Source organism: Streptomyces canus (assembly GCF_030815415.1).
In the GTDB taxonomy this organism is placed as follows: domain Bacteria; phylum Actinomycetota; class Actinomycetes; order Streptomycetales; family Streptomycetaceae; genus Streptomyces; species Streptomyces canus_F.
In genome coordinates, this window is sequence record NZ_JAUSWW010000001.1 from 7,102,307 (window position 1) to 7,123,449 (window position 21,143).

A 21,143-nucleotide genomic window follows, 5' to 3' on the forward strand; every position below is an offset into this window, starting at 1 on the left:
TTCCGTTACTGAATCGTCAGCAGTTGGCCAGGTAGCTGGTGAGCGCGCTCTTCTCCGCGGAGTCCACGGACAGGTCGTAGTAGTACTTCACCTGGACCCAGGCGCGGACGTAGGTGCAGCGGTACGAGGTGACCGACGGCATCCACTCGGCCGGGTCCTGGTCGCTCTTGGACTGGTTCACGTTGTCCGTGACGGCGATGAGCTGGGGGCGGGTGACGTCGTTGGCGAAGCCCTGGCGCCGGGCGGTGGTCCAGGCGCTCGCGCCGGAGTCCCAGGCCTCGGCGAGCGGGACCAGGTGGTCGATGTCGAGGTCGGAGGCGGCGGTCCAGGTGGCGCCGTCGTACGGGGAGTACCAGCTGCCGCTGGTGGCGGTGCAGGCGGAGTTGGTGACGACGTTCGAACCGTCCCGCTTGAGGATGTACTCGCGGGTGTTGCAGGTGCCGCTGATGGTGATCCACGTCGGGAACAGATCGCGGTCGTAGCCGGTGCGGTTCTCGGTGGCCACGGTGAGCGAGGCGAGGTAGGTGCGGGCGGTGGCCGCGCTGACCGGCGTGGGGAGGGCGGCGGAAGCGGTCGGACCGTTGAAAAGCCCGACCGAGGCTATGAGACCGGTGAGCGCCGTGAGTATGCTGAGCCGTCGACGCGCGTAGAACTTCGCCATGCGAACTCCCTTAGAGGGGTGGGGGTGTTGAAGCGCGAGCGAGGAGAACTCTCGCGGCTCCGCGTTGCGGGGAGGTGTGCGTTGGGTTAGAAGTTAGTGACGCGTACATGACACGACAAGGTTTACGGCGAAACGATCTCGTATGATTGACGGAGTTGAAGGGGAGTAGCTCTTCGCCGGACCGTCGACATACTGCTCAGCTCGTCTGAGCCGGCGCCCGGAGGCAGGTCATCCGTGACCGGCCGGCGAGACCTTCGGCCAGTAGTGCACTGACTGTGTGCTGCCGTGCCGAGGTGTCGTTTTTCGCGGTAACACTCTCGGTGGGGCAGCCCCGACCGATTGAGGAACCTTGATCAGCTTCACCGTGACGGCCGTCGTCTTCGGCGTCGTCTTCCTCGCAGAGCTGCCGGACAAGACCGCGCTGGCGGGTCTGGTCCTGGGCACCCGCTATCGCGCGTCGTACGTCTTCGCGGGTGTGGCGGCGGCCTTCGCCCTCCATGTGGCGCTGGCCGTGGCGGCGGGCAGCGTACTCACGCTCTTGCCGCAGCAGCTCGTACACGCCCTGACGGGTGTCCTCTTCCTGGGCGGTGCCGCGGTGCTGCTGATGACGAAGGGCGGGGCCGATGGTGACGCGGAGATCCGGCGCCCGGAGAACCAGTCCTTCTGGAAGGTCGCGGGCGCAGGCTTCATGCTCATCCTGGTCGCGGAGTTCGGCGACCTCACGCAGATCATGACGGCGAATCTGGCCGCCCGCTACGACGATCCGCTCTCCGTCGGTCTCGGCGCGGTGCTCGCGCTCTGGGCGGTGGCCGGGCTCGGCATCGTCGGTGGAAAGGCGCTGATGAAGCGGGTGCCGTTGCGGTTGATCACGAAGGTGGCGGCGCTGCTGATGCTGGGGCTCGGGCTGTGGAGCCTGTGGGAGGCGGCCACCGCGTGAACTGAACGGCCGGTGAACAGTCCCGGCATGCGCTGGCGCAAAGCGGGCCATGTTTTGTACCGTAGGAAAACAAAGTGGCTCCCCGCTCGTTCTCCCTGACCGGCGGGTGGGGGCCGCCTTGTCCCTCCGGGTCACCCCCGGTCCCCGCGCCTTGGAGCTGCCGATGACGGCCACCGCCGTGCCCACCGTGCTGACCGCCCGCGCCCTCCTGCTCGACATGGACGGCACCCTTGTGAACTCCGATGTCGTCGTCGAGCGCTGCTGGCGGCGGTGGGCGTCGTGGCACGGGCTGGACGGCGACGAGGTCATGAAGGTCGTCCACGGACGGCAGGGGTACGCGTCGATGGCGTTGCTGCTGCCGGATCGGCCGATGGAGCAGAACCACGCGGACAACGCGTTGATGCTCGCCGAGGAGACGGCGGACATGGAGGGCGTGGTCGAGGTACCGGGGGCGTCGGAGTTTCTGGCGTCCCTTCGGGGGGTGCCGCATGCGCTGGTGACCTCGGCGGATGTCGCCCTCTCCACGGCGCGGATGGCCGCGGCCGGTCTGCCGCTGCCGGACATCCGGATCACCGCCGAGTCCGTCGGCGCGAGCAAGCCGGATCCGGAGGGCTTTCTGAAGGGGGCCGCGGAACTGGGGCTGGCGCCGGAGGACTGCGTCGTCTTCGAGGACTCCGGGGCGGGGATCGCGGCGGGGCGCGCCGCGGGGATGCGGGTGGTCGGCGTCGGCTCGCGGGCCGACTTCTACGATCCGGACGTCGTCGTCCGCGACCTGACCCGGGTCCGTGTGTCGCCCACGGCGGACGGGGCGATACGGCTGTACGTCAGCTAGGCCGGTGCGTGGGGCTGCCCTCGGCTGTTTTCGCCCCCGCCGCCCCTACCCGTCCCATCCTCCAGGGGCTGCCGCCCCTTCGACCCCGCCCCCCAAGGGGCTCCGCCCCCTGGACCCCCATCGGCCCGAAGGGCCTCGTCCTCAAACGCCGGACGGGCTGAAATAGCGGGACCGGCATCGAGAGGCGGAGCCCTCTCCGGGCGGGCTGAAAGACACGGACCGGCATCGAGAGGCGCAGCAGCCTGCGGGTGGGTGGGGGATCGGGACGGCAGTGCCTCGTCCCCGGACGCCGGACCGGTCTGGCAAGGCCTCGTCCTCGGACGCCGGACCGGCCGCCACCGTAGAGCCGCTCCTGGGCCCCCCAGCGGGGCACCACCCACGCATGCGCACTGTCCCCAGGCGGGGACGCACCCGCACCGCCGCACTGTCCCCAGGCGGGACGCACCCGCAGCGGCGCACTGGCGCACCGTCCCCAGGCGGGACGGGCCCGCGCTTGCGCAACGGCGAGAAGGGGACGTACCGGGGGGTGTCCGCCCGCAGCGTCGGGCGACCGACCAAGAGCACATCCCCAGCCCACAGCACCGCCCGACCGAGGACGGACACCCCCCGGTGCGGCACCGACCCCCAACGACGAGTAGTGCGCAACGCGAACCCCCACCGAAGCCGCCACGGGCCGCCGCAGGCATCCGCCCACTCGCCGTCAGGCGTTCACGGTTCCCCGCACAGCACCGCCCGACCGAGGATGGACACCCCCGACGGCATCCGCCCACTTGCCGTCAGGCGTTCACGGCTCCTGTGTCTCCGATTCCAGTCGCTCCCGCGTCGTCAGGTCGTACACCCCGGGCTCGGCCGTCTGGATTCCCCGTGCCCACTGGTACCGGCTCACCGCGTCCTCGACGCCCTCGTTGTAGTGGCCGCTCGCCTTGCGGGTGTAGAGGCCCAGTTGGGTGAGGCGGCGTTCCAGTTCGAGGACCTCGTCGCCCTCGGAGCCGCGGCGTAGCACGGGGGGTGTGCTTTCGCGGGCGTCGGAGGCGTCGTCGGCTGTGGGCGAGGTGGCGGGGGAGGTTGGCGGGGAGGTCGTTGAGCGGGACGGGGTCGGGGAGGCGGTTGTCGGGGTCGGGGTCGGGGATGGCGACGGGGTGGTGGAGGCGGACGGCGGTGGGGGTACCGCGGTGGGGCGGGGTGCCGTCGTGGTGGGGGACTGGGACGCCGCTTCCGTTGTCGGTGACGCGTCCGGGACGCTCGCCCGTACCTCCTGCGGCAGCGCTCCGTTGCGGGTGGGCGTGTCGTACGAGAACAGCCCGCTCGCCAGCCCGGCCGCCGCGATCACCGCGACGAGCCCGCCGGCCGCGCCCAGCAGGACCGTGCGGCGGGGGCGTCGGCGCGGTTCGTCGTCGAAGTCGTCGAAGTCGTCCAAGCCGGGGAGGTCGGCGCCCTCGGCTTCCCGTCCCGCTCCCTCGAACAGGCTCAGGTCCCTGGTGCTGGGCACCGGGCCCGGCACCGCACGCAACGGCATCGTCATGTCGGCCGCCCCGGTCGCCGCTCCGGCCGCCGCTTCGGTCGCTGACCCGGCCGACGCCTCCCCCTCCAGCTCCACGTAGGGACGTATGCGCAACGGATCAAAATCCTCCGCCGCGGCCGCCTCCGCCGTACGCGCGTCGCGCAGGGCGTCGGACGCCCGTTGCGTGCACCCGCACGACGGCGTGTTGTCGGTCCCTCTGGGTGCCCCGCACTCCGGGCACAGATGGCCATGCGATTCCGCCATGTGTTCGTCCCTCCCCTCGCGAACTCCAGAGATTATGCAGACTCCCTCCACACTCCCGTCCCATAAGCCCCCGGAATACCGGCTTCCACCAGGACTCAACAGGCCATAAACGGTCACACCAACCACGATGGAGAGGTAACGAGACCTTCGGGAGGTCTTCATGGCCGCGGATGCGGACGGTATGACGGGTGATGTGCGAGACCCACGAAACCCAGCCGGGGACGGAACACCCGGCCAGACGCAGGACCCCCACGTGTCCGGCAACGTCCTCGTGTCGATCGGCGCCCTGCTCCTCGGCATGCTGCTCGCCGCCCTGGACCAGACCATCGTCTCCACCGCGCTGCCCACCATCGTCAGCGACCTCGGCGGCCTGGAGCACCTGTCCTGGGTGGTCACCGCGTATCTGCTCGCCTCGACCGCCGCGACCCCGCTGTGGGGCAAGCTCGGCGACCAGTACGGCCGGAAGAAGCTGTTCCAGACCGCGATCGTGATCTTCCTGATCGGGTCGGCGCTGTGCGGCATGGCGCAGAACATGCCGCAGCTGATCGCGTTCCGGGCGCTCCAGGGACTCGGCGGCGGCGGGCTCATGGTGCTGTCGATGGCGATCGTCGGCGACCTCGTCTCGCCGCGCGAACGCGGGCGGTACCAGGGACTGTTCGGCGCGGTCTTCGGGGCGACCAGCGTCCTCGGCCCGCTCCTCGGCGGACTGTTCACCGAGCACCTCAGCTGGCGCTGGGTCTTCTACATCAACATCCCCGTGGGCGTCGTCGCCCTCGCCGTCATCGCCACCGTGCTCCGCATCCCGAGCAAGGCGACACGGCACGTCATCGACTACCTCGGCACGTTCCTGATCGCCTCCGTCGCGACCTGTCTGGTCCTGGTGGCGTCCCTCGGCGGCACCACCTGGGGCTGGGGCTCGCCGCAGATCATCGGCCTGGCGGTGCTCGGCGTCGTGCTCACCGTGGCCTTCGTCGCCGTGGAACGCAAGGCGGCCGAACCCGTCCTGCCGCTCAAGCTCTTCCGTATCCGCACGTTCACGCTCTCTGCGGTCATCAGCTTCATCGTGGGCTTCGCGATGTTCGGCGCGATGACGTACCTGCCGACGTTCCTCCAGGTGGTGCAGGGCGTCAGCCCGACCATGTCCGGTGTGCACATGCTGCCGATGGTGGCCGGACTGCTGCTGTCGTCGACCGCGTCCGGGCAGATCGTCAGCCGTACCGGACGGTGGAAGGTGTTCCCGGTCGTGGGCACGGGGGTCACGACCATCGGTCTGCTCCTGCTCCACCGGCTGGACGAGAACAGCTCGGCCTGGGAGATGAGCACGTACTTCTTCGTGTTCGGTCTGGGCCTGGGCCTGGTGATGCAGGTGCTGGTCCTCATCGTGCAGAACGCGGTCTCGTACGAGGATCTGGGCGTCGCCACCTCCGGCGCGACCTTCTTCCGGTCCATCGGAGCCTCCTTCGGCGTCGCCATCTTCGGCACGGTCTTCGCGAACCGCCTCGGCGACAAACTCACCGCCGCCTTCCGCGGCGCCGAACTCCCGCCGGGCGCCTCGGTGGACGGGCTGGAGTCCGACCCTCGTGGCATCACGGAGCTGCCGGGCGCGCTCCAGCCGCCCGCGGTGCACGCGTACGCCTCGTCCATCACCGACGTCTTCCTGTACGCCGCGCCGGTCGCGCTCGTCGGCTTCGTGCTGGCCTGGTTCCTCAAGGAGGACCGGCTGCGCGGCTCGGTCACGGCGCCGGACCTCACCGAGACGCTCGCCAGCAATCCGGTAGAGCGTTCGTCGTACGACGAGGTGTGCCGGGCGCTGTCGGTGCTGGGTACGCGGGAGGGGCGGCGGGAGATCTACCGGACGATCACCGAACGGGCGGGGTACGACCTGCTGCCGGGCGCGAGCTGGCTGCTGCTGCGGATCAAGAGGCACGGCTGGGTGGAGCCGGCCCTCCTCGCCGCACGCAGCTCCGTTCCGCTGCACGTCATCGTGGACGCCGCCCGCCAGGTCGAGGAGCGGCGCCTGGCCCGGCGCGACGGCATCGACCTCGTCCTCACCGACGGCGGCCACGAGGTCGCCGACCGCCTCGCCCGGGCCCGCGAGGAGTCCCTGGCGGAGCTCCTCGGCGACTGGTGGGGCCCGGACCGCCCGACGGACCTGGAGCGCCTCGTGAAGGACCTCACCAGCGAACTCTGCGGCTCGGACCGCGAACAGCCCCACAACGGCTCGACGGCACGCCGCGAATGACCGCCTCCGCGACCTACAGCTTCTTGGCGAACCAGTGCTCCGCGTACGGGTCGTCGTTGTGCGGCCCGGTCTCCTCGTAGCCGAGGCGCGTGTACAGCGCACGTGCCTCGGTGAGGTCGTCGCGGGTGTCGAGGATCATGCGGGCGGCGCCCAGTTCGCGGGCGGTGTCCTCGGCGGCGCGGACGAGGACCGGGCCGCCGCCCTTGCCGCGCAGCTCCTCGCGGACGTACACCCGCTTCAGCTCGGCGGTGTCCGCGTCCAGGAGGCGCACGCCCGCGGTGCCGGCGGGCTCGCCGCCGTACCGGGCCACCAGCAGCCGCCCTTTCGGCGGGGTGAGTGCGGACCAGTCCGCGCCGGTGACCTCCCGCTCCAGCTCCTCCGGCTCGGTGCGCCGCCCCTGGTGCAGGAGGTAGTAGCGGTCGCTGACCTCCGTGTAGTACGCCCGCCACAGTGCGGCGGCGACGGGGGAGTCGTAGGGCTCGGGGGCCACGGTCCAGGAAGTCATGCGGCCCATTCTCGGGAGGTGCGCCCTGGCGACCGCAAGCGAATAACCGGCGGTTTGGGGAGCCACTTCGGGGCTACCCGGTAGCCATGTCAACTGGCCTGATCATCGCTCTGATCGTGATCGTTGTGGCCGTCATTGCCGTGGCGGCCGTTCTTGCCCGGCGTGCTCGGGGGCCGCAGCGCGGCCGGAGTCTGAAGCGGCGCTTCGGGCCCGAGTACGACCGTGCCCTGGCCCAGCACGACGGCGACCCAGAGGCTGCCGAGCGGGAGCTCGCCGCCCGTGTCGAGCGGCATGGTTCGCTGCGCGAGCGGCCGCTGGAGCCGGCGCAGCGCCAGCAGTACGAGGCCCGCTGGACGGCGGCCCAGGAGCGCTTCGTCGACTCGCCGCGGGAGGCCGTGGCCGAGGCGGACCGGCTGCTCGCCGACCTCGCCGGGGCCAAGGGGTTCCCGGACGGCGGGCAGTACGAGGAGCAGCTCGCCGCACTGTCCGTGCACCACGCGGACCATGTGCAGGGCTACCGGCGTGTGCACCAAGCCGCCCATCTGCGCGGGGACGAGACACAGGACGGCGCCCGGGCGGGCACCGAGGAGATGCGCGAGGCCATGGTCGAGGCCCGGTCCCTGTTCGAGGACCTGGTGGGCCACAACGGCCGGCACGGGGACTCGTCCCGGACGGCCGAGCGCGTGGAGAACACACCCGAGCACGAGGCATCCGACGGCGGGAACCGACCCGCCCGCACCGAGAGCCGCGGCCATCTGCCGTGGGTATCCACCCGGCGTCACGCGAAGGGGAGTTGAGTGACATGACGGACGCGACGACCGGCCAGGGCGCCGACGGCGCACGGCGCGGCGAGAAGACGACGGGCGAGGGCCCGGCAGGGCGTGCCTATGGGACGGGCGGCCAGTCGAACCTCCCCCAGGGCGACCGCTCCAAGGGCCCCCAGGGCCAGGAGAGCGCCCCTCTCGTGGCGGGCCACGACACGCGCGACACCACCTCCGGTGCCGAGCGGACCGACACGGGCGACGGCTCACGCTCGCCCCTCGTCGCCGGTCCCGCCGGGCACGAGGCGGCGACCAAGGGCCACGACACGGCCGCGACGGCCAAGGGCGAGGGTTCGCAGCGCGGTCGGCTGCTTCCGCACGATGAGAGCGACAAGCTCTCGCTGCAGCTCCAGCACGCGGTCGCCGGGTTCGTCGACGGGCCCCGGAACGCCGTCGAGGAGGCCGACCACGTGATGGAGGAGCTGGCCTCCCGCGTCACGGACGCCCTGACCAACCGCCGCCGCACCCTGCGCACGTCCTGGCAGGACGGCGAGGACAAGCACGGGAACGCCGGCGACACCGAGCAGCTCCGCCTCGCCCTGCGCGACTACCGGGAGCTGGCGGACCGGCTACTGCACCTCTGACCTACCCGCCGCCGCGCGGCGTTCCCGCCACTGCCGTACGACGTCCTCGACGTCGTACGGCTTTTTTCCGAGCGGGGGGCCGGGCGGCGGCCTGAACATCATCTCGCGGATCTTGACGTTGACGTCCGTGATCAGTTTCCGGACGATCCGCTCGGAGGGTGCCGCGAACGCGGCGGCGAGGGTGTCCTCGGCCTCCTTGCGCAGGGCCAGCGCGGGCGGCAGCACGGCGAGACCCTCGCGGGCCATCTTGCGCCTGATCCACCAGAGTTCGTCGTACGGGGTGTCGAGATCGGCGGGCAGGGGCTCGCCCACGCCGGGGAGACGGTCGAAGTCGCCGCGGCCCTGCGCGTCTTGGATCTGCTTGTCGACCCAGGACTCGAACGGGACGCCGGGTGGCTTTCGCTCGGTCATGAGTCCATTGTGCCGGACGCGGAATGGCCGGGCGATTTATCATGCGGCCGCTGTGCAAGCACACTTGCACAGGGACATTTCAGCAACTGCACAAGGGAGCGCACGTGCTCGAACTCACCATGGCCGCCGTATCCGCGGCGGAGGAGGGTGCCACGGCCGGCATGCAGATGGCCGACGCGCCCAGTGATCCGGGCGCCGTGCTGCGAGTCGGCCGCGACAAGTCCGTGTGCCGCCTCTCGACGCCCGACGACTGGCTGTTCGTCTCCCGGGTCCATCTGGAGTTCCTGTGCGGTCCCGAGGGCGGCTGGCAGGTCACCTGGCTGCAGGGCTCACAGCCCGAACCGTCCTCCGAGGTGCACCTGGTGGTCGGCCAGTACGCGCAGCCGCTCGTCTACGGCGGGACCATCCCGCTGCCCAGGGGCGGCAACGGCGAGATCGTCATCCGGGACCGCACCGCCCCCCGTACCGTCAACGTGGGTTTCTACCACGAGGCTTGATCTTTCACGGGCCCGCAGCGGGCTACGGCAGCACCCGCGCCAGCGCGAAGCCGTCGTAGCCCTTGCTGCCCACCGTCTGGATCGCGGTGCCGCTCAACTTCGGGTGGGAGCCGATCAGTTCGATCGCGGCCCGGGTCCCGGTGACGTCCGGGTCGGTGCTGCCGGAGTCCGCGACGCGGCCCCCGCGTACGACGTTGTCGACGATGATCAGGCTGCCCGGACGGGTCAGCTTCAGGGCCCACTCCAGGTAGTGCGGGTTGTTGTCCTTGTCGGCGTCGATGAAGACGAGGTCGAAGGGGGCCGGGGCCTCGTCGGCCAGCCGGGACAGCGACTCCAGGGCCGGACCGACCCGGATCTCGACGAGTTTGTCGAGGCCGGCCCGCGCGATGTTGCGGGTCGCGACCTCGGCGTGCCGGGGGCTGTACTCCAGCGAGACCAGCCGGCCGTCTGCGGGCAGCGCACGGGCCAGCCAGATGGTGCTGTAGCCGCCGAGGGTGCCGATCTCCAGGATGTTCCGGGCGCCCTGGATCTGGGCGAACAGCTGGAGGAGCTTGCCCTGCGGGGCGGCGACGGCGATCTGCGGGAGTGCGGCCGCCTCGCTGTCACGCAGGGCCGCGGCCAGCACTTCGTCGTCGGGTGTGAGGTGGGTGGTGAAGTAGTCGTCGACGTCGTCCCAGATCTTCGACTCGCTCATGCGACCTGTGCCTTTCGGGTGGCTGTTCGGGTGGCTAGTTGACCGGTGGGGGTGGTTGCAGCGGCTTGGGCGGTATCACCGGGCGCCGGGAGCGCCGTACGGCGAGCAGGACCGCGGCCGTGACGAGCAGCGCGAGACCGCCGACGACCGTCAGCAGCCATGCCGGGACCCCGGCCACCGTCCGCAGCCGGTCCTCGTAGATCACCTGCTGGAACGTGGTGTCGGACGCCGTCCGGCGCAGCACGTGGTCGCCGTCGATCAGAGCCGGGGTGGGGAACTCCTGGCCCACGGCGGTCAGGAACGGTGTGCCCCGCGCCAGCTCGGCGAGCGGGCCGGACTTCGCGCTCACCCGGCCGGCGAAGGTGACCCGGGGCCGCTCCCCGCCGATCTCGGAGGCGGGCTCCATGCGGTGCGGGGCCAGGACGTACAGGCCCAGCGACTGCGGGGTCCGCGCGAGGCGGGACAGCCGCATCGGGTAGACCGGCCTGTCGGCGGAGAAGGTGAGGTGGAGCGGGTCCAGGGCGCCGCTCAGGGCGGTGCCGGAGGTCTCGGGGGCCAGTCGCACCGCCACGTACTCCCAGCGGTCCTGGACGTAGGGCTCGAGCGCGGTGCTGAGGCGGGGCGGGAGGGCGAAGCCGTTGGTGTCCAGCCAGTCGCCCAGTGCGTCCGGGTCGGTCGCGGTCAACCGGGCCACGTCGAAGGGGCCGAGTTTCTGGCGGCCGACCACGCTCACGGGTGGCTCGGCGCCGACTCCGGCGCCCGGCGGTGGTGCGCCGGTGTCGGGGCCGCCGCCGCCGGAGACGAGCGGCCAGTCGCCGTCCTGGGGCCAGAAGTGGTGGCGCGTGCGGTGCACCGGCGCGGTGGCCGCGTCCAGTTCGTCGAAGAGGGCCGGATCGCCGAGCTTGACGGTCGCCCGGCGGGGCACCGGCATGACCCAGGCGGCCCGGTCGCTGTCGCCGTTCACCGTCAGCCGCATCACGATCTGTTCCTGGGTGCCGTCCCAGCGCACGACGGACACCTCGCGCGACACGCCGACCCGCCGGGCGGTGTCCGGGATCAGGGCGCCGCAGCCGCACGCGTAGGCGGGGGCGACGAGCGAGCCGAGCTGGGTGGCGAGTAACGCCAGAACGACCGAGAGCACGCGCCGACGCGCCCGCCCCCGTAGGAAACCGACCATTTCCCCAGACCCCTCCGCCGTACCGTCGACGGCTTCAGACGGTAATACGGCGGGAGCATACGGTTCCGTTCCGTCCGGCGCCGTAAGTGATCGACGTCGCGCCCGGCGAGGCGGAGCGACCGGCCGCGGACTATCGTCATTCGGACAAAAGCGCCGGGAGCGACGCGATCCCTGACTAAGGTTCCCAAAGCAGCCCTCAAGCATCCAATGCGTGGGAAAACGGGGCGGGAGGCCTACGAGGCGTGGCGAATGCGGAACACAGCGGAGCGACGGACGCCGAGACGGTACGGGCACGCGTGCGCGTGGCCCGCCTGGGACTGTGGCTGATCGCCGCGATACTCGCCGTCCGGCAGGTGGCCGTCGTCCTGAGCACCCCCGACGGGGAGCGGCTGACCGATCTGGAGACCTGGGTCGGCCCGGACGGCGTCCTGCATGTGAAGGGTTCGCTGTACGACTCGACCCTGTTCACCGGTACCCCTTTCGGGGGACTTGTTCTGAAGCCGTTGACACGTGCCGCCGAGCAGGCTCTCGGCTGGGGCTGGACCTTCGGCACGCTGCTCCTGGTCGTCGCGCTCGGCCTCGTCGCCGCGCGGGCGCTTCCTCATCCGGTGAACAGACGTACGTCGCTGCTGGCCGCGCCGGTCGCGATCAGCCTGCTGATGCTGTCGTTGCCGGTCCGCAACACGCTGTACCTCGGCCAGACGAGCATCATGCCGGTGCTCCTGGTGTTGCTGGGCTGCTTCGTCGTCCGCGGACAACGAGCGGGCGGCGTGCTGATCGGCGTGGCCGCCGCGCTCCAGCCGACGGTGCTGCTGTTCGCGCCGCTGCTGTGGTTCACGGGCCGGCGCCCGGCCGGGCTGTCGGCCGGCGTGACGTTCGCCGCGTGCACGGCGCTCGCGTGGCTGGCGATGCCGCACGACTCGTACACCTACTGGGTCCACCACGTGGCCGGCACGGGGCTCGGCGGCGCGGCGGACGGTCTCGCCAACCAGTCGCTGCACGGCGCGCTGCTGCGGGCGGGCCTGTCCGGGCCGCCGGAGATCGCGCTGTTCCTCGTGCTGGGCACGGCGGTGGCGGTGCTGGGGCTGCGCCGGGCGGTGCGCTACGCCCACGACGGGCAGTTGCTGCTCGCGGTCGCGATCACGGGCTGCGCGGCCATCCTGATCTCGCCGACGACCTGGCAGCACCAGCTGCTGTGGGTACTGCTCGCGGTGGTCGGGCGGGTCGGGAAGCGGGCGTCGGACCGGTATGTGTGGCCCGTGGCGGTGGTGCTGGTGATGACGCTGCCGACGAAGATGATGCTGCCGGACATGTCGTCGCTGTACCCCTTGCGCGACAACATCGTGCTGCTGGCGGCCCTCGCGGCGGCGACGATGATCCCGTTCCTGTCCCGCACCTCGCCGTACTACCAGATCGCGATCCCCGCGGAGTACGCCGAGCCGGTCCCGACCCGCTTCAGGCGGGTGCCGCTGCTGCCGTTCCTGAAGCGGGTGCTGACCCGCCCGAACCTGCTCCTCGAACTCCTGCTGATCCGGGTGACGTACGCGGCCTACCAGAAGGTGCGGCTGGCGGCGACGGGCGGCAGCAACTCGGAGGGCCGGGCGCGGGCGGAGGCACACGGCCAGCAGATCCTCGATCTGGAGCGCCGGCTGCACCTCGACATCGAGCACTGGGCCAACCACGCGGTGGTCAACATCGCCTGGCTGCACGACTTCTTCGACTTCTACTACACGTCCCTCCACTTCGTGGTGCCGCTGTCGGTGCTGGCGGTCCTGTACTGGCGGCGCCCGGTGGACTACCGCTGGGCCCGCGCGTCACTGAGCGTCGCGACCCTGCTGGCCCTGGTCGGCTTCTGGCTCTACCCGTTGGCCCCGCCCCGGCTCATGCCGTCGCTGGGCATCATCGACACGGTCCACGGGGTCCAGGACTTCTCCAAGCCGGACTACGGCACCCTGACCGCGCTGACGAACCAGTACGCCGCGATGCCGTCCCTGCACTTCGGCTGGTCGCTGTGGTGCGGTCTGGTCATCGCGATCGTCGCCCCGAAGTGGTGGCTCAAGGCCTTGGGCCTGCTGCACCCCCTGTTCACGGTGACGGCGATCGTGGCGACGGGCAACCACTGGGTCCTGGACGCGGCGGGCGGCGCGCTGGTCGTGGGCGGCGGCTTCGGGCTGGCCTGTCTGTTCCAGGGGCCGCGGGCCCGTACGGCCGCGCTGCCTGCCAAGGCGGGCAGAGACCCGGAGCTGGTGAAGGAGGGCGCGCCGGGCTGAGTCGGGGCTCGGTCCCGTGCGCCGGAAGGAATAGTGCCCGCCGCGGCGCCGATCCGCCGGCGGTGCGTGGCCGGGCGGAAGATGCCCGTCGGGCGCGCTCGTCCCGCGGTGGGATGACAGTCGGTCTCCTTTTCGCGGAGCGCGTCGTACGGCACATGGCGGCGCGGCGGCCCCGAGCGGACGGAAGCCGTTGCGGGCCTCGGGAGAGGCAGGAGCGAGGCGTAGGGATGGGGGTGCTCGCTGCCTCCCCCGGGTCTGGGGACGGGCCGACGGCGCCGGGAAGCCGTCGGCCCGAGTAGGGGTGGGTGCGGTCAGCCCACGCTCACCTGGAGTTCCTTCACGCCGTTGATCCACGCGGAGCGCAGCCGGCGGGGGTCGCCGGTCAGATGGAGGCCGGGCATGGCGTCGGCTATGGCGTTGAAGATCAGGTTGATCTCCATGACGGCCAGGGACTTGCCGAGGCAGAAGTGCGGGCCGCCGCCTCCGAAGCCGAGGTGGGGGTTGGGGTCGCGGGTGATGTCGAAGGTGTCCGGGTTCTCGAAGACGTCCGGGTCGTGGTTGGCCGAGGAGTAGAAGATGCCGACCCGGTCGCCCTGCTTGATCTTCTTGCCGCCGAGCTCCGTGTCCTGCGTGGCCGTGCGCTGGAAGCTGACCACCGGGGTCGCCCAGCGGACGATCTCCTCCGCGGTCGTCGCCGGGCGCTCGCGCTTGAACAGTTCCCACTGGTCGGGGTGGGTCAGGAAGGCGTGCATGCCGTGGCTGATCGCGTTGCGGGTGGTCTCGTTGCCCGCGACGGCGAGCGCGAGGACGAACATGCCGAACTCGTCCGAGCCCAGGTTGCCTTCGTTCTCCGCCGCCACCAGCGTGGTCACGATGTCCTTCGCCGGGCACTTCTTGCGGTCGGCGGCCATGTTCATGGCGTAGGCGATGACCTCCATCGCCGCCTCCTGGCCGACCTCCTCGGTGATGGCGTACTCGGGATCGTCGTACGAGATCATCCGGTTCGACCACTCGAAGATCTTGAGACGGTCCTCCTGCGGGATGCCGATGAGCTCGGCGATGGCCTGGAGGGGGAGTTCGCAGGCGACCTGGGTGACGAAGTCGAAGGAGCCCTCCTGGGCGAGGGCGTTCTGGACGATGCCCTGGGCCCGGGCGCGCAGGGTGTCCTCCAGGGCCCGGATCGAGCGCGGGGTGAAGCCGCGCTGGACGATCTGGCGGACACGGGTGTGCTCCGGCGGGTCCATGTTGAGGATGATGAGCCGCTGGGCGTCGATGGCGTCGCGCTCGATGTGCTCGTTGAAGCGGATGATCGCCGTGTTGAGCATGGACGAGAAGAGCTCGGGGTGCGTGGAGACGAACTTGACGTCCTCGTGGCGGGTGACGGCCCAGTAGCCCTCGTCCTGGAAACCGGCGACATTGTCCGACTGGGCGATCCAGTGGACCGGTTCCGTCCGGCGCAGCTCGGCGAACTCCGGTAGTGGTACGCGCTGTTGCAGCATGTCGGGGTCGGTGAGGTCGAACCCGTCGGGGAGCGCTGGACAGGTCATGGGCAGCTCCAGCCGTGTTCCGGCAGTCTTCTGACGGTCCATCAGTTCGTGTCGTGAACGTAGTAACCGGTTCTAGAAGTAGCAAGAGGCGTGCACGACTCTTGCGGGGATGGACTTGGTGTCAGCAGACTGCCTGTGGAACTAGAACACGTACTAGTTCCGCGTGGCGGGCCGGGCCGGGACGCCCCCGCGCCGCGCTCTTGAGGAGGAGAGGAACTCCCCATGGCCGCGGAACCCGTGATCGTCGAAGCCGTACGCACCCCCATCGGCAGGCGCGGCGGCGCGCTCGCCAACCTCCACCCCGCCTACCTGTTGGGCGAGACCTACCGTGAGCTTCTCGGCCGCACCGGCATCCCCGCCGACTGCGTCGAGCAGATCGTCGGCGGCACGGTGACCCACGCCGGCGAGCAGTCCATGAACCCCGCGCGCACGGCCTGGCTGACGATGGGCCTGCCGTACGAGACGGCGGCGACGACCGTCGACTGTCAGTGCGGCTCCTCGCAGCAGGCCTCGCACATGACGGCGAACCTGATCGCGGCGGGCGTCATCGACGTCGGCATCTCCTGCGGCGTCGAGGCGATGTCACGGGTGCCGCTCGGGTCCGGGTCCAAGCACGGACCGGGCAAGCCGTTCCCCGACGAGTGGAACGTCGACCTCCCCAACCAGTTCGAGGCGGCGGAACGGATCGCCCGCCACCGGGGGCTGACGAGGGAGAACGTCGACTCGCTGGGCCTCATCTCGCAGGAGCGGGCCGCTGTCGCCTGGAGCGAGGAACGCTTCAAGCGCGAGACGTTCGCCGTTCAGGTGCCGACGACGGAGGACGAGCAGCACGCCGGGCAGGGCATGTGGCGGCTGGTGGACCGGGACGAGGGGCTGCGCGACACCTCCATGGAGGCGCTGGCGGGCCTGAAGTCCGTCATGCCCACCGCCATCCATACGGCGGGCAACTCGTCCCAGATCAGCGACGGCGCGGCGGCGATCATGTGGGCCTCGAAGCGGATGGCGCGGGCACTGAAGCTGCGTCCGCGCGCCCGGATCGTCGCCCAGGCGCTGGTCGGCGCCGACCCGCACTTCCACCTCGACGGACCGATCGACGCGACCAAGGCGGTGCTCGGGAAGGCCGGGATGTCCCTCAAGGACATCGACCTCGTCGAGATCAACGAGGCCTTCGCGTCCGTGGTGTTGAGCTGGGCGCAGGTCTTCGAGCAGGACCTGGAGAAGGTGAACGTGAACGGCGGCGCGATCGCGCTCGGGCACCCGGTGGGGGCGACCGGGGCCCGGCTCATCGCCACCGCACTTCATGAACTGGAGCGTGTGGACAAGGAGTTCGCGCTGGTGACGATGTGTGCGGGGGGTGGCCTCGCCACCGGCACGATCATCCAGCGGATATAAGCTCGACAGAGGTTGACGTGGCCTGATCAACTTGCCCGATGTTTCTCAACCTCATCCTCCGCGTCCTGCCCTTCTACCTCCGCGAACCGCTGGTCATCGGCATCTGCCTCACCATGGCCGGCGCGTGCTTCTACTGGTTCGTCCAGGTAGGGGGCTTGGGCAGGGGCGGCTTCGGGCTGCTGTTCCTGGCGATCGCCGTCCTGCGTGCGTATCTCTTCCGCAAGGAGTGGAGAGCGCACCAGGCGGCGAAGGCGGCGGTGTAGTCACACCGCAGGTGTAGCGCCGCTCCAGGAGACGAAGTGGTGGAAGGCGGCGGGGGCGATGGTGAGGATCGGTCCCGCCGGGTTCTTTGAGTCGCGGATGGCGATGGTGGGGGGTGCTTCGGCGATCTCTACGCAGTTGCCGCCCTGATCGCTGCTGTGCGTGGACTTGCGCCAGGCGAGTTGGCCGCGCGGCGCGCATTCAATGCAGTTGCCGCCCTGGTCACCGCTGTAGCTGGACTTACGCCAGTTGCTGATCTCCATAGCGTTCCTCCATCACACGCCGGATCATTGCCACCGACTCTTTGAGGGAGAGTGCGGCAGCCTGCAGATGATCGTAACGGAGTGTGCAGTCATTGACCGTGTCCGGATTCGCGGTCGGATGCGCGCTGTTGTAGCCCTCGGTGTAGACGATGTTCGGGTCGCTGGCGAAACGGTAGACGTCGAACGAGCCTTGCATGCCTGCGTGAGCTCCGGCTGTGAACGGCAGGATTTGGATGTTGATCCGGGGGTTGGCCTCGAAGGCCAACAGGTGGGCCAGTTGGTTCCGCATGGTGTCCGGGCCGCCCATGTTCTGGTACAGCGCGGACTCGCTCAGCACCGCCCAGAAGACGGGCGGCTTCTCCTTCTCGAAGATACGCCGACGTGCGAGCCGTACGGCGGTGCGGTCGTCGAGGTTGGTGGCGTCCAACGCGCTGAGCACGGCACGGGCGTAGCCCTTGGTCTGAAGGAGTCCGTGGATCATGTGCGTCTCGAAGGAGTAGATCTCGATGGCCCGTGCTTGAAGTTCGGCCACCTGCTGGAACCAGGCCGGGAGTTGGCTCCGCAGCACCAAGTCGACCAGCCGGGACAGTAGACCGTCCGTCCCCAGCGCCACATCCACCCGCTCGCTGAACTCCGGTGTCGGAACCTTCCTCGCCGTCTCGATCTGCCCCACCAGTGACGCGGTGTAGTTGACGATGTCCCCGAGCTGCTTCTGCGTCAGCCCAGCCGCCTCCCGTAGCCGCCGCAACTCGAAGCCGTAGTAATCGAGCGGCGAGGCCCCCGGGTCGAGGACGTTGATGTGCGTCACGAACTGCCCCCACTACAGAGCTGGTTGTGTTCGGCCTGTAGCCCAGCGTAGTTGCGCCAGTTCAGGCTCGTACCGTGAACGCATACTTTCCCCCCATCCTCCTGGGTCCCCTCTCCACCCAGTACCGCATGCGCCTCACCGTGGGCGAACACTCGGTCCGGTACATCCGCCGTATCGTCCGCTCGCTGCTCACCGACTGGGAACTGGCCGGGCTGACCGACGCCGTGGAGCTCGGGGTGACGGAGCTGGTCGCCAATGTCGTACGGCATGTCCCGGGCCGGCGGTGTGAGGTGGTGGTGCTGCGTCAGGTGGCCGGGGTACGGGTGGAGGTGGCGGACGGGTGTGCTCAACGGCCGGTACCGCGAGGTGAGTTGTCGCCGGACGCGGAAGGGGGGCGTGGGCTGCTGCTCCTGGAGGCGATCGTGGATAAATGGGGTGTGACGGGGGTGCCCGGGGGTGGCAAGGTCGTGTGGTTCGAATGCGGGGCGTCCGCGACTGTGTGCTGAAGGACGGGGTGGGGGAGTGATCCGGTCGGCGGAGGAGTTCATCGCTCTGCGCTACAGCGATGACCTTGATGAGCAGAGACGGGCGAGCGTGGAGTCGGCCTCCCTGGAGGTGTGGACGGAGGTCATCGAGCGCTACCCGGATGCTCGGGTCTGGGTGGCGCACAACAAGACGGTTCCGCTGGAGATCCTGCGCGTGCTGGCGAGCGACCCCGACTCCGCTGTGCGACACACGGTGTCCATGAAGCGCAAACTGACTCCCGACATCCTGGAGGGCTTGGCAGCCGATTCGCACGAGTCCGTCAGATTGCAGGTCGCCCGCCACCGGCGGACTCCACGATCCGTGCTGGAGAGGCTCCTGGCGGACGACTGGAGCGAGGTGCGCGACCTCGCGCGCGGTCGGATCGAGAACGACGACCGATCCGCAACCTCGGACTGACCCGGCCGATGAGTTTCCTCCGCCGCCGCGGTCATCACTGTCGTCAGAGGCGACGAGGAGGTGTCCGCGATGGGCGGATCGGCGGGGCAGGAAGCGTTGGAGCGGCTGGGGGTGCTGGTCGGGGAGTGGGCGGTGGAGGCCGATCTTCCCGGGGCGGACGGGCCGCCCGCGCGGTGTGTGTTCGCGTGGGATCTGGACGGGCGGTTTCTGGTGCAGCGGACCGAGATCCCGGTCGAGGGGGCGCCGGACAGTATGGCGATCATCGCCGTCGATCCGGAGTCGGGGGCGTACACGTACCACTACTTCGACACGCGCGGTGTCGTACGGACGTACGCAATGAGCTTCGACGGCGAGGAGTGGCGGCTGCTGCGCGAGACGCCGGACTTCTCGGCGCTGTCCTTCCGGCAGCGGTTCTTCGGGCGGGTGGAAGGCGATGTCATCCGGGGTGCCTGGGAGCTGGCCAAGGGTGAATCGGAGCCGTGGGAACGGGACTTCGGGCTCGTCTACCGGAGGACTCGGTGACGGGGCGCGGTGAGATCGCGCGGGGGATCGTCGACGGGAACCGGTACATGGTGCTGGCCACCGCCGACGCGGACGGGCGGCCGTGGGGTTCGCCCGTCTACTTCGCGCACGAGAGGTACCGGGAGTTCTTCTGGGTGTCCTCGCCGGAGGTCACGCATTCACGGAACATCGCGGTACGGCCCCAGGTGGGGATCTCGGTCTTCGACTCGTCGGTGCCGATCAGTACCGGGCAGGCGGTGTACATGGCCGGTGCGGCCGAGGAGGTCGTGGACGAGGCGGCGGCCGAGCATGCGCTGGAGGTCTTCTCCCGGCGTTCCGTGGAGCACGGGGGGCGGGTCTGGACCCTCGACGACGTGCGGGGCGGCTCCGGGATCAGGCTGTACCGCGCGGTGGCCGACGGTCACTCGATGCTGGCGAAGGACGGCAAGCCGGATCACCGGGTGTCCGTCGACCCGCTGCGGCCGTGATGAGGACGGCGAGCAGGTCGGCGAGTGCGAGGGCGCCCTCGGGGTCGTCGGCGCGGCGGCGGATCCGGCGTACGGGGCCGACCTGGTCCAGGGAGACGCCGGCCCGGGCCAGGACGAAGGTCAGGGTGAGGAACGCGGAGCGGGCGTTCCCGTCGTCGAATGGGTGGAAGAAGCAGACGTCGAGGTAGGCGCGGGCGGCCCGGGCGGTGGGGGGGAGTACCGGACCGTCGGCCCGGTCCTGGGTTTCGGCGAGGCATGCGTCGAGGAGGGCGGGGAGGTCCGGTCCGGTGCCGTAGCGCTCACGGCCGGACTTGGCGTGGGCAGGGTCGCCGCGGAAGGGCGGGGGCTCGGGGGTGCCCAGGACGTGGCGCTGCCAGCCGGCGAGCAGGGCGAAATCCAGGGGTGCCGCGGAGGCCGCGTCGGCGCGGGCCCGGGTGAGGGCGGCGAGGAGGCGTTCGGCGCGCTGGGGGGAGCGGGCGTGGTCGTGGGTGCGGATGTCGTGGGCGGCGCCGTCCCGGGTGGGGGTGACGGGGTGGGGGGCCGTGCGGGCTCGGTGCCAGGGGATGGTGGCGCGGAGGGTGAGCCAGGTGCGGAGGTGGTCGGGGGCGGGGGTGCTCATACGGCGGTCATCCGTCCACGGCGTTCGTTCGGCTTCGGCGGCTGTTTCGCTACGGCGGCTGTTTCGCTACGGCGGCTGTTCGGCTACGTCAGGCGTTCGTCGAGGTACGTCTGGAGGTGGGCGGACGTGTACCGGTACGTCTCGACGTCGGCCGGGGGCTCGGTGCCCGGCTCCAGTGCGCCGGCGAGTTGCTGCGCCACGTCGGTCACCAGCTTCCCCTCCGGTGCGGTCCAGCTCTCGAAGCGGCCGCCGATCGCCTCCTCGACCAGGGTGTCGGCGGTGTCCGGGGGCACCTCCCAGCGGGTGAGGAACCAGGTCAGGACCTGACGGCAGTGGCCGTACCAGGCGTCTCCGGAGCCGGTGCGGTCCAGGACCTGGATGATCAGGTGGTGGGTGGCGCGCTCCCAGGCGTCCCGGCGGTCCTCGGCGGAGAGGCCGGCCAGGGGATGGGCGTCGAAGCGACGGTCCAGGTACTCCAGCCAGTCCCGCCACTCGCACAGCGAGGCGGCGACCCGTTCCAGGGTCTCCTCGGGGGTGGTGATCGAGTGCAGGGTGCAGCACCAGGCGCCGACCGGCCCGCCGCCGAGGTCGCCCTCGTCGACGGCCCAGCGCCAGCCGGTGCTCCAGCGGCCGTAGCGCGCGACGAGATCCTCGGTCATGGCTTTCGCCCAGTCCGCGCCTTCGGTGTTGGACCAGTGGCAGAGCCTGGCGTACTCCGCGGAGGCCTCGTCCGGATGGGACGTGGGCTTCCTGGCCGGGCGGACGGGGGTCCGGCTCGCGGCGCCCAGGGTGCGGACGGCATCGAGTGCGTCGCCGCTGTCGAAGGGGTGGCGCCGGGGGTCGACGTCGGGCCAGGTGAGGTCGTAAGGGAGGAGTTCGCGGGACACCGTACGAATGCTCTGTCACCCGGGGTTCCGCCTCAACCA

General features: G+C 70.4%; 24 protein-coding genes. 13 read left to right on the forward strand and 11 right to left on the reverse strand.

Annotation, left to right across the window (positions count from 1 at the left end; all coding sequences use genetic code 11):
- Positions 1-16: 16 nt before the first annotated feature.
- A complete protein-coding gene (locus tag QF037_RS32835) occupies positions 17-661 on the reverse strand; it encodes an HNH endonuclease family protein (protein ID WP_307031504.1) in 645 nt (214 codons plus the stop codon).
- A 349-nt stretch (positions 662-1,010) separates the two neighbouring features.
- Here QF037_RS32835 and QF037_RS32840 point away from each other — a divergent pair, with 349 nt between their 5' ends.
- Complete coding sequence (locus QF037_RS32840; RefSeq protein ID WP_307031506.1) at positions 1,011-1,598, forward strand: TMEM165/GDT1 family protein; 588 nt, start codon at positions 1,011-1,013, stop codon at positions 1,596-1,598.
- Between the two features lie 163 nt (positions 1,599-1,761).
- Complete coding sequence (locus tag QF037_RS32845; RefSeq protein ID WP_307031508.1) at positions 1,762-2,430, forward strand: HAD-IA family hydrolase; 669 nt, start codon at positions 1,762-1,764, stop codon at positions 2,428-2,430.
- Positions 2,431-3,214: 784 nt separating this feature from the next.
- Here QF037_RS32845 and QF037_RS32850 read toward each other — a convergent pair.
- Entirely contained in the window at positions 3,215-4,195 is a 981-nt protein-coding gene (locus tag QF037_RS32850) for a peptidoglycan-binding domain-containing protein (protein WP_307031509.1), read from the reverse strand.
- A 160-nt stretch (positions 4,196-4,355) separates the two neighbouring features.
- On the opposite strand from QF037_RS32850, the gene QF037_RS32855 reads away from it, so the two are divergent.
- Positions 4,356-6,437 (forward strand): MDR family MFS transporter, encoded by a 2,082-nt coding sequence (locus tag QF037_RS32855; RefSeq protein ID WP_307031512.1) that lies wholly within the window; start codon positions 4,356-4,358, stop codon positions 6,435-6,437.
- Between the two features lie 13 nt (positions 6,438-6,450).
- Here QF037_RS32855 and QF037_RS32860 read toward each other — a convergent pair whose 3' ends face one another.
- Positions 6,451-6,942, reverse strand: coding sequence for a GNAT family N-acetyltransferase (locus QF037_RS32860; RefSeq protein WP_373463847.1), 492 nt, complete (start codon positions 6,940-6,942; stop codon positions 6,451-6,453).
- A gap of 86 nt (positions 6,943-7,028) precedes the next feature.
- Here QF037_RS32860 and QF037_RS32865 point away from each other — a divergent pair, with 86 nt between their 5' ends.
- Together QF037_RS32865 and QF037_RS32870 are read left to right on the forward strand one after the other, a co-directional pair.
- A complete protein-coding gene (locus QF037_RS32865) occupies positions 7,029-7,739 on the forward strand; it encodes a hypothetical protein (protein ID WP_307031515.1) in 711 nt (236 codons plus the stop codon).
- Between the two features lie 5 nt (positions 7,740-7,744).
- Positions 7,745-8,347, forward strand: coding sequence for a hypothetical protein (locus QF037_RS32870; protein WP_307031518.1), 603 nt, complete (start codon positions 7,745-7,747; stop codon positions 8,345-8,347).
- Here QF037_RS32870 and QF037_RS32875 read toward each other — a convergent pair.
- Complete coding sequence (locus QF037_RS32875) at positions 8,333-8,758, reverse strand: DnaJ family domain-containing protein (RefSeq protein WP_307031520.1); 426 nt, start codon at positions 8,756-8,758, stop codon at positions 8,333-8,335. The two genes, QF037_RS32870 and QF037_RS32875, sit on opposite strands and share 15 nt — an antisense overlap.
- Before the next feature lie 104 nt (positions 8,759-8,862).
- On the opposite strand from QF037_RS32875, the gene QF037_RS32880 reads away from it, so the two are divergent.
- Positions 8,863-9,255: an FHA domain-containing protein gene (locus QF037_RS32880; RefSeq protein WP_046263438.1), complete on the forward strand. Its 393-nt coding sequence runs from the start codon at positions 8,863-8,865 to the stop codon at positions 9,253-9,255.
- Between the two features lie 22 nt (positions 9,256-9,277).
- Here the strand turns inward: QF037_RS32880 and QF037_RS32885 are convergent, their stop codons facing one another.
- The gene (locus QF037_RS32885) at positions 9,278-9,949 is read right to left on the reverse strand and encodes an O-methyltransferase (RefSeq protein ID WP_307031522.1); all 672 of its coding nucleotides are present in this window, start codon (positions 9,947-9,949) and stop codon (positions 9,278-9,280) included.
- Between the two features lie 34 nt (positions 9,950-9,983).
- Positions 9,984-11,126 carry a DUF2330 domain-containing protein gene (locus QF037_RS32890; RefSeq protein ID WP_307031524.1) on the reverse strand — a complete coding sequence of 381 codons (1,143 nt, stop codon included), beginning with the start codon at positions 11,124-11,126 and terminating at the stop codon, positions 9,984-9,986.
- Positions 11,127-11,368: 242 nt separating this feature from the next.
- Between QF037_RS32890 and QF037_RS32895 the strand changes: the two genes are divergently transcribed.
- On the forward strand, positions 11,369-13,396 hold the full coding sequence (locus QF037_RS32895) for a bifunctional glycosyltransferase 87/phosphatase PAP2 family protein (protein WP_307031526.1): 2,028 nt from the start codon (positions 11,369-11,371) through the stop codon (positions 13,394-13,396).
- A gap of 311 nt (positions 13,397-13,707) precedes the next feature.
- Here QF037_RS32895 and QF037_RS32900 read toward each other — a convergent pair whose 3' ends face one another.
- Complete coding sequence (locus QF037_RS32900) at positions 13,708-14,943, reverse strand: cytochrome P450 (RefSeq protein ID WP_307031528.1); 1,236 nt, start codon at positions 14,941-14,943, stop codon at positions 13,708-13,710.
- 222 nt (positions 14,944-15,165) lie between these two features.
- Here QF037_RS32900 and QF037_RS32905 point away from each other — a divergent pair, with 222 nt between their 5' ends.
- Both QF037_RS32905 and QF037_RS32910 read left to right on the forward strand, forming a co-directional pair.
- The gene (locus QF037_RS32905; RefSeq protein WP_266893136.1) at positions 15,166-16,335 is read left to right on the forward strand and encodes a steroid 3-ketoacyl-CoA thiolase; all 1,170 of its coding nucleotides are present in this window, start codon (positions 15,166-15,168) and stop codon (positions 16,333-16,335) included.
- 38 nt (positions 16,336-16,373) lie between these two features.
- Positions 16,374-16,598, forward strand: coding sequence for a hypothetical protein (locus tag QF037_RS32910; RefSeq protein ID WP_307031531.1), 225 nt, complete (start codon positions 16,374-16,376; stop codon positions 16,596-16,598).
- On the opposite strand, the gene QF037_RS32915 is transcribed toward QF037_RS32910, so the two are convergent.
- Positions 16,599-16,859 (reverse strand): DUF397 domain-containing protein, encoded by a 261-nt coding sequence (locus QF037_RS32915; protein WP_307031533.1) that lies wholly within the window; start codon positions 16,857-16,859, stop codon positions 16,599-16,601. It abuts the gene before it with no gap.
- Entirely contained in the window at positions 16,837-17,667 is an 831-nt protein-coding gene (locus QF037_RS32920; RefSeq protein ID WP_307031535.1) for a helix-turn-helix domain-containing protein, read from the reverse strand. The genes QF037_RS32915 and QF037_RS32920 overlap by 23 nt, the downstream gene beginning before the upstream one ends.
- A gap of 74 nt (positions 17,668-17,741) precedes the next feature.
- Here QF037_RS32920 and QF037_RS32925 point away from each other — a divergent pair, with 74 nt between their 5' ends.
- The 4 genes from QF037_RS32925 (at position 17,742) to QF037_RS32940 (ending at position 19,598) form a co-directional block, all read left to right on the forward strand.
- Positions 17,742-18,173, forward strand: coding sequence for an ATP-binding protein (locus QF037_RS32925; RefSeq protein WP_307031537.1), 432 nt, complete (start codon positions 17,742-17,744; stop codon positions 18,171-18,173).
- A gap of 16 nt (positions 18,174-18,189) precedes the next feature.
- Positions 18,190-18,609: a hypothetical protein gene (locus tag QF037_RS32930; protein ID WP_307031540.1), complete on the forward strand. Its 420-nt coding sequence runs from the start codon at positions 18,190-18,192 to the stop codon at positions 18,607-18,609.
- 69 nt (positions 18,610-18,678) lie between these two features.
- Positions 18,679-19,131: a hypothetical protein gene (locus QF037_RS32935; protein ID WP_307031541.1), complete on the forward strand. Its 453-nt coding sequence runs from the start codon at positions 18,679-18,681 to the stop codon at positions 19,129-19,131.
- On the forward strand, positions 19,128-19,598 hold the full coding sequence (locus QF037_RS32940) for a pyridoxamine 5'-phosphate oxidase family protein (RefSeq protein WP_307031543.1): 471 nt from the start codon (positions 19,128-19,130) through the stop codon (positions 19,596-19,598). The genes QF037_RS32935 and QF037_RS32940 overlap by 4 nt, the downstream gene beginning before the upstream one ends.
- Here QF037_RS32940 and QF037_RS32945 read toward each other — a convergent pair.
- Positions 19,504-20,217, reverse strand: a complete 714-nt coding sequence (locus tag QF037_RS32945; protein ID WP_307031545.1) for a Fic family protein — start codon at positions 20,215-20,217, stop codon at positions 19,504-19,506. The two genes, QF037_RS32940 and QF037_RS32945, sit on opposite strands and share 95 nt — an antisense overlap.
- 83 nt (positions 20,218-20,300) lie before the next feature.
- Complete coding sequence (locus QF037_RS32950; protein WP_307031547.1) at positions 20,301-21,104, reverse strand: hypothetical protein; 804 nt, start codon at positions 21,102-21,104, stop codon at positions 20,301-20,303.
- Positions 21,105-21,143: the final 39 nt, after the last annotated feature.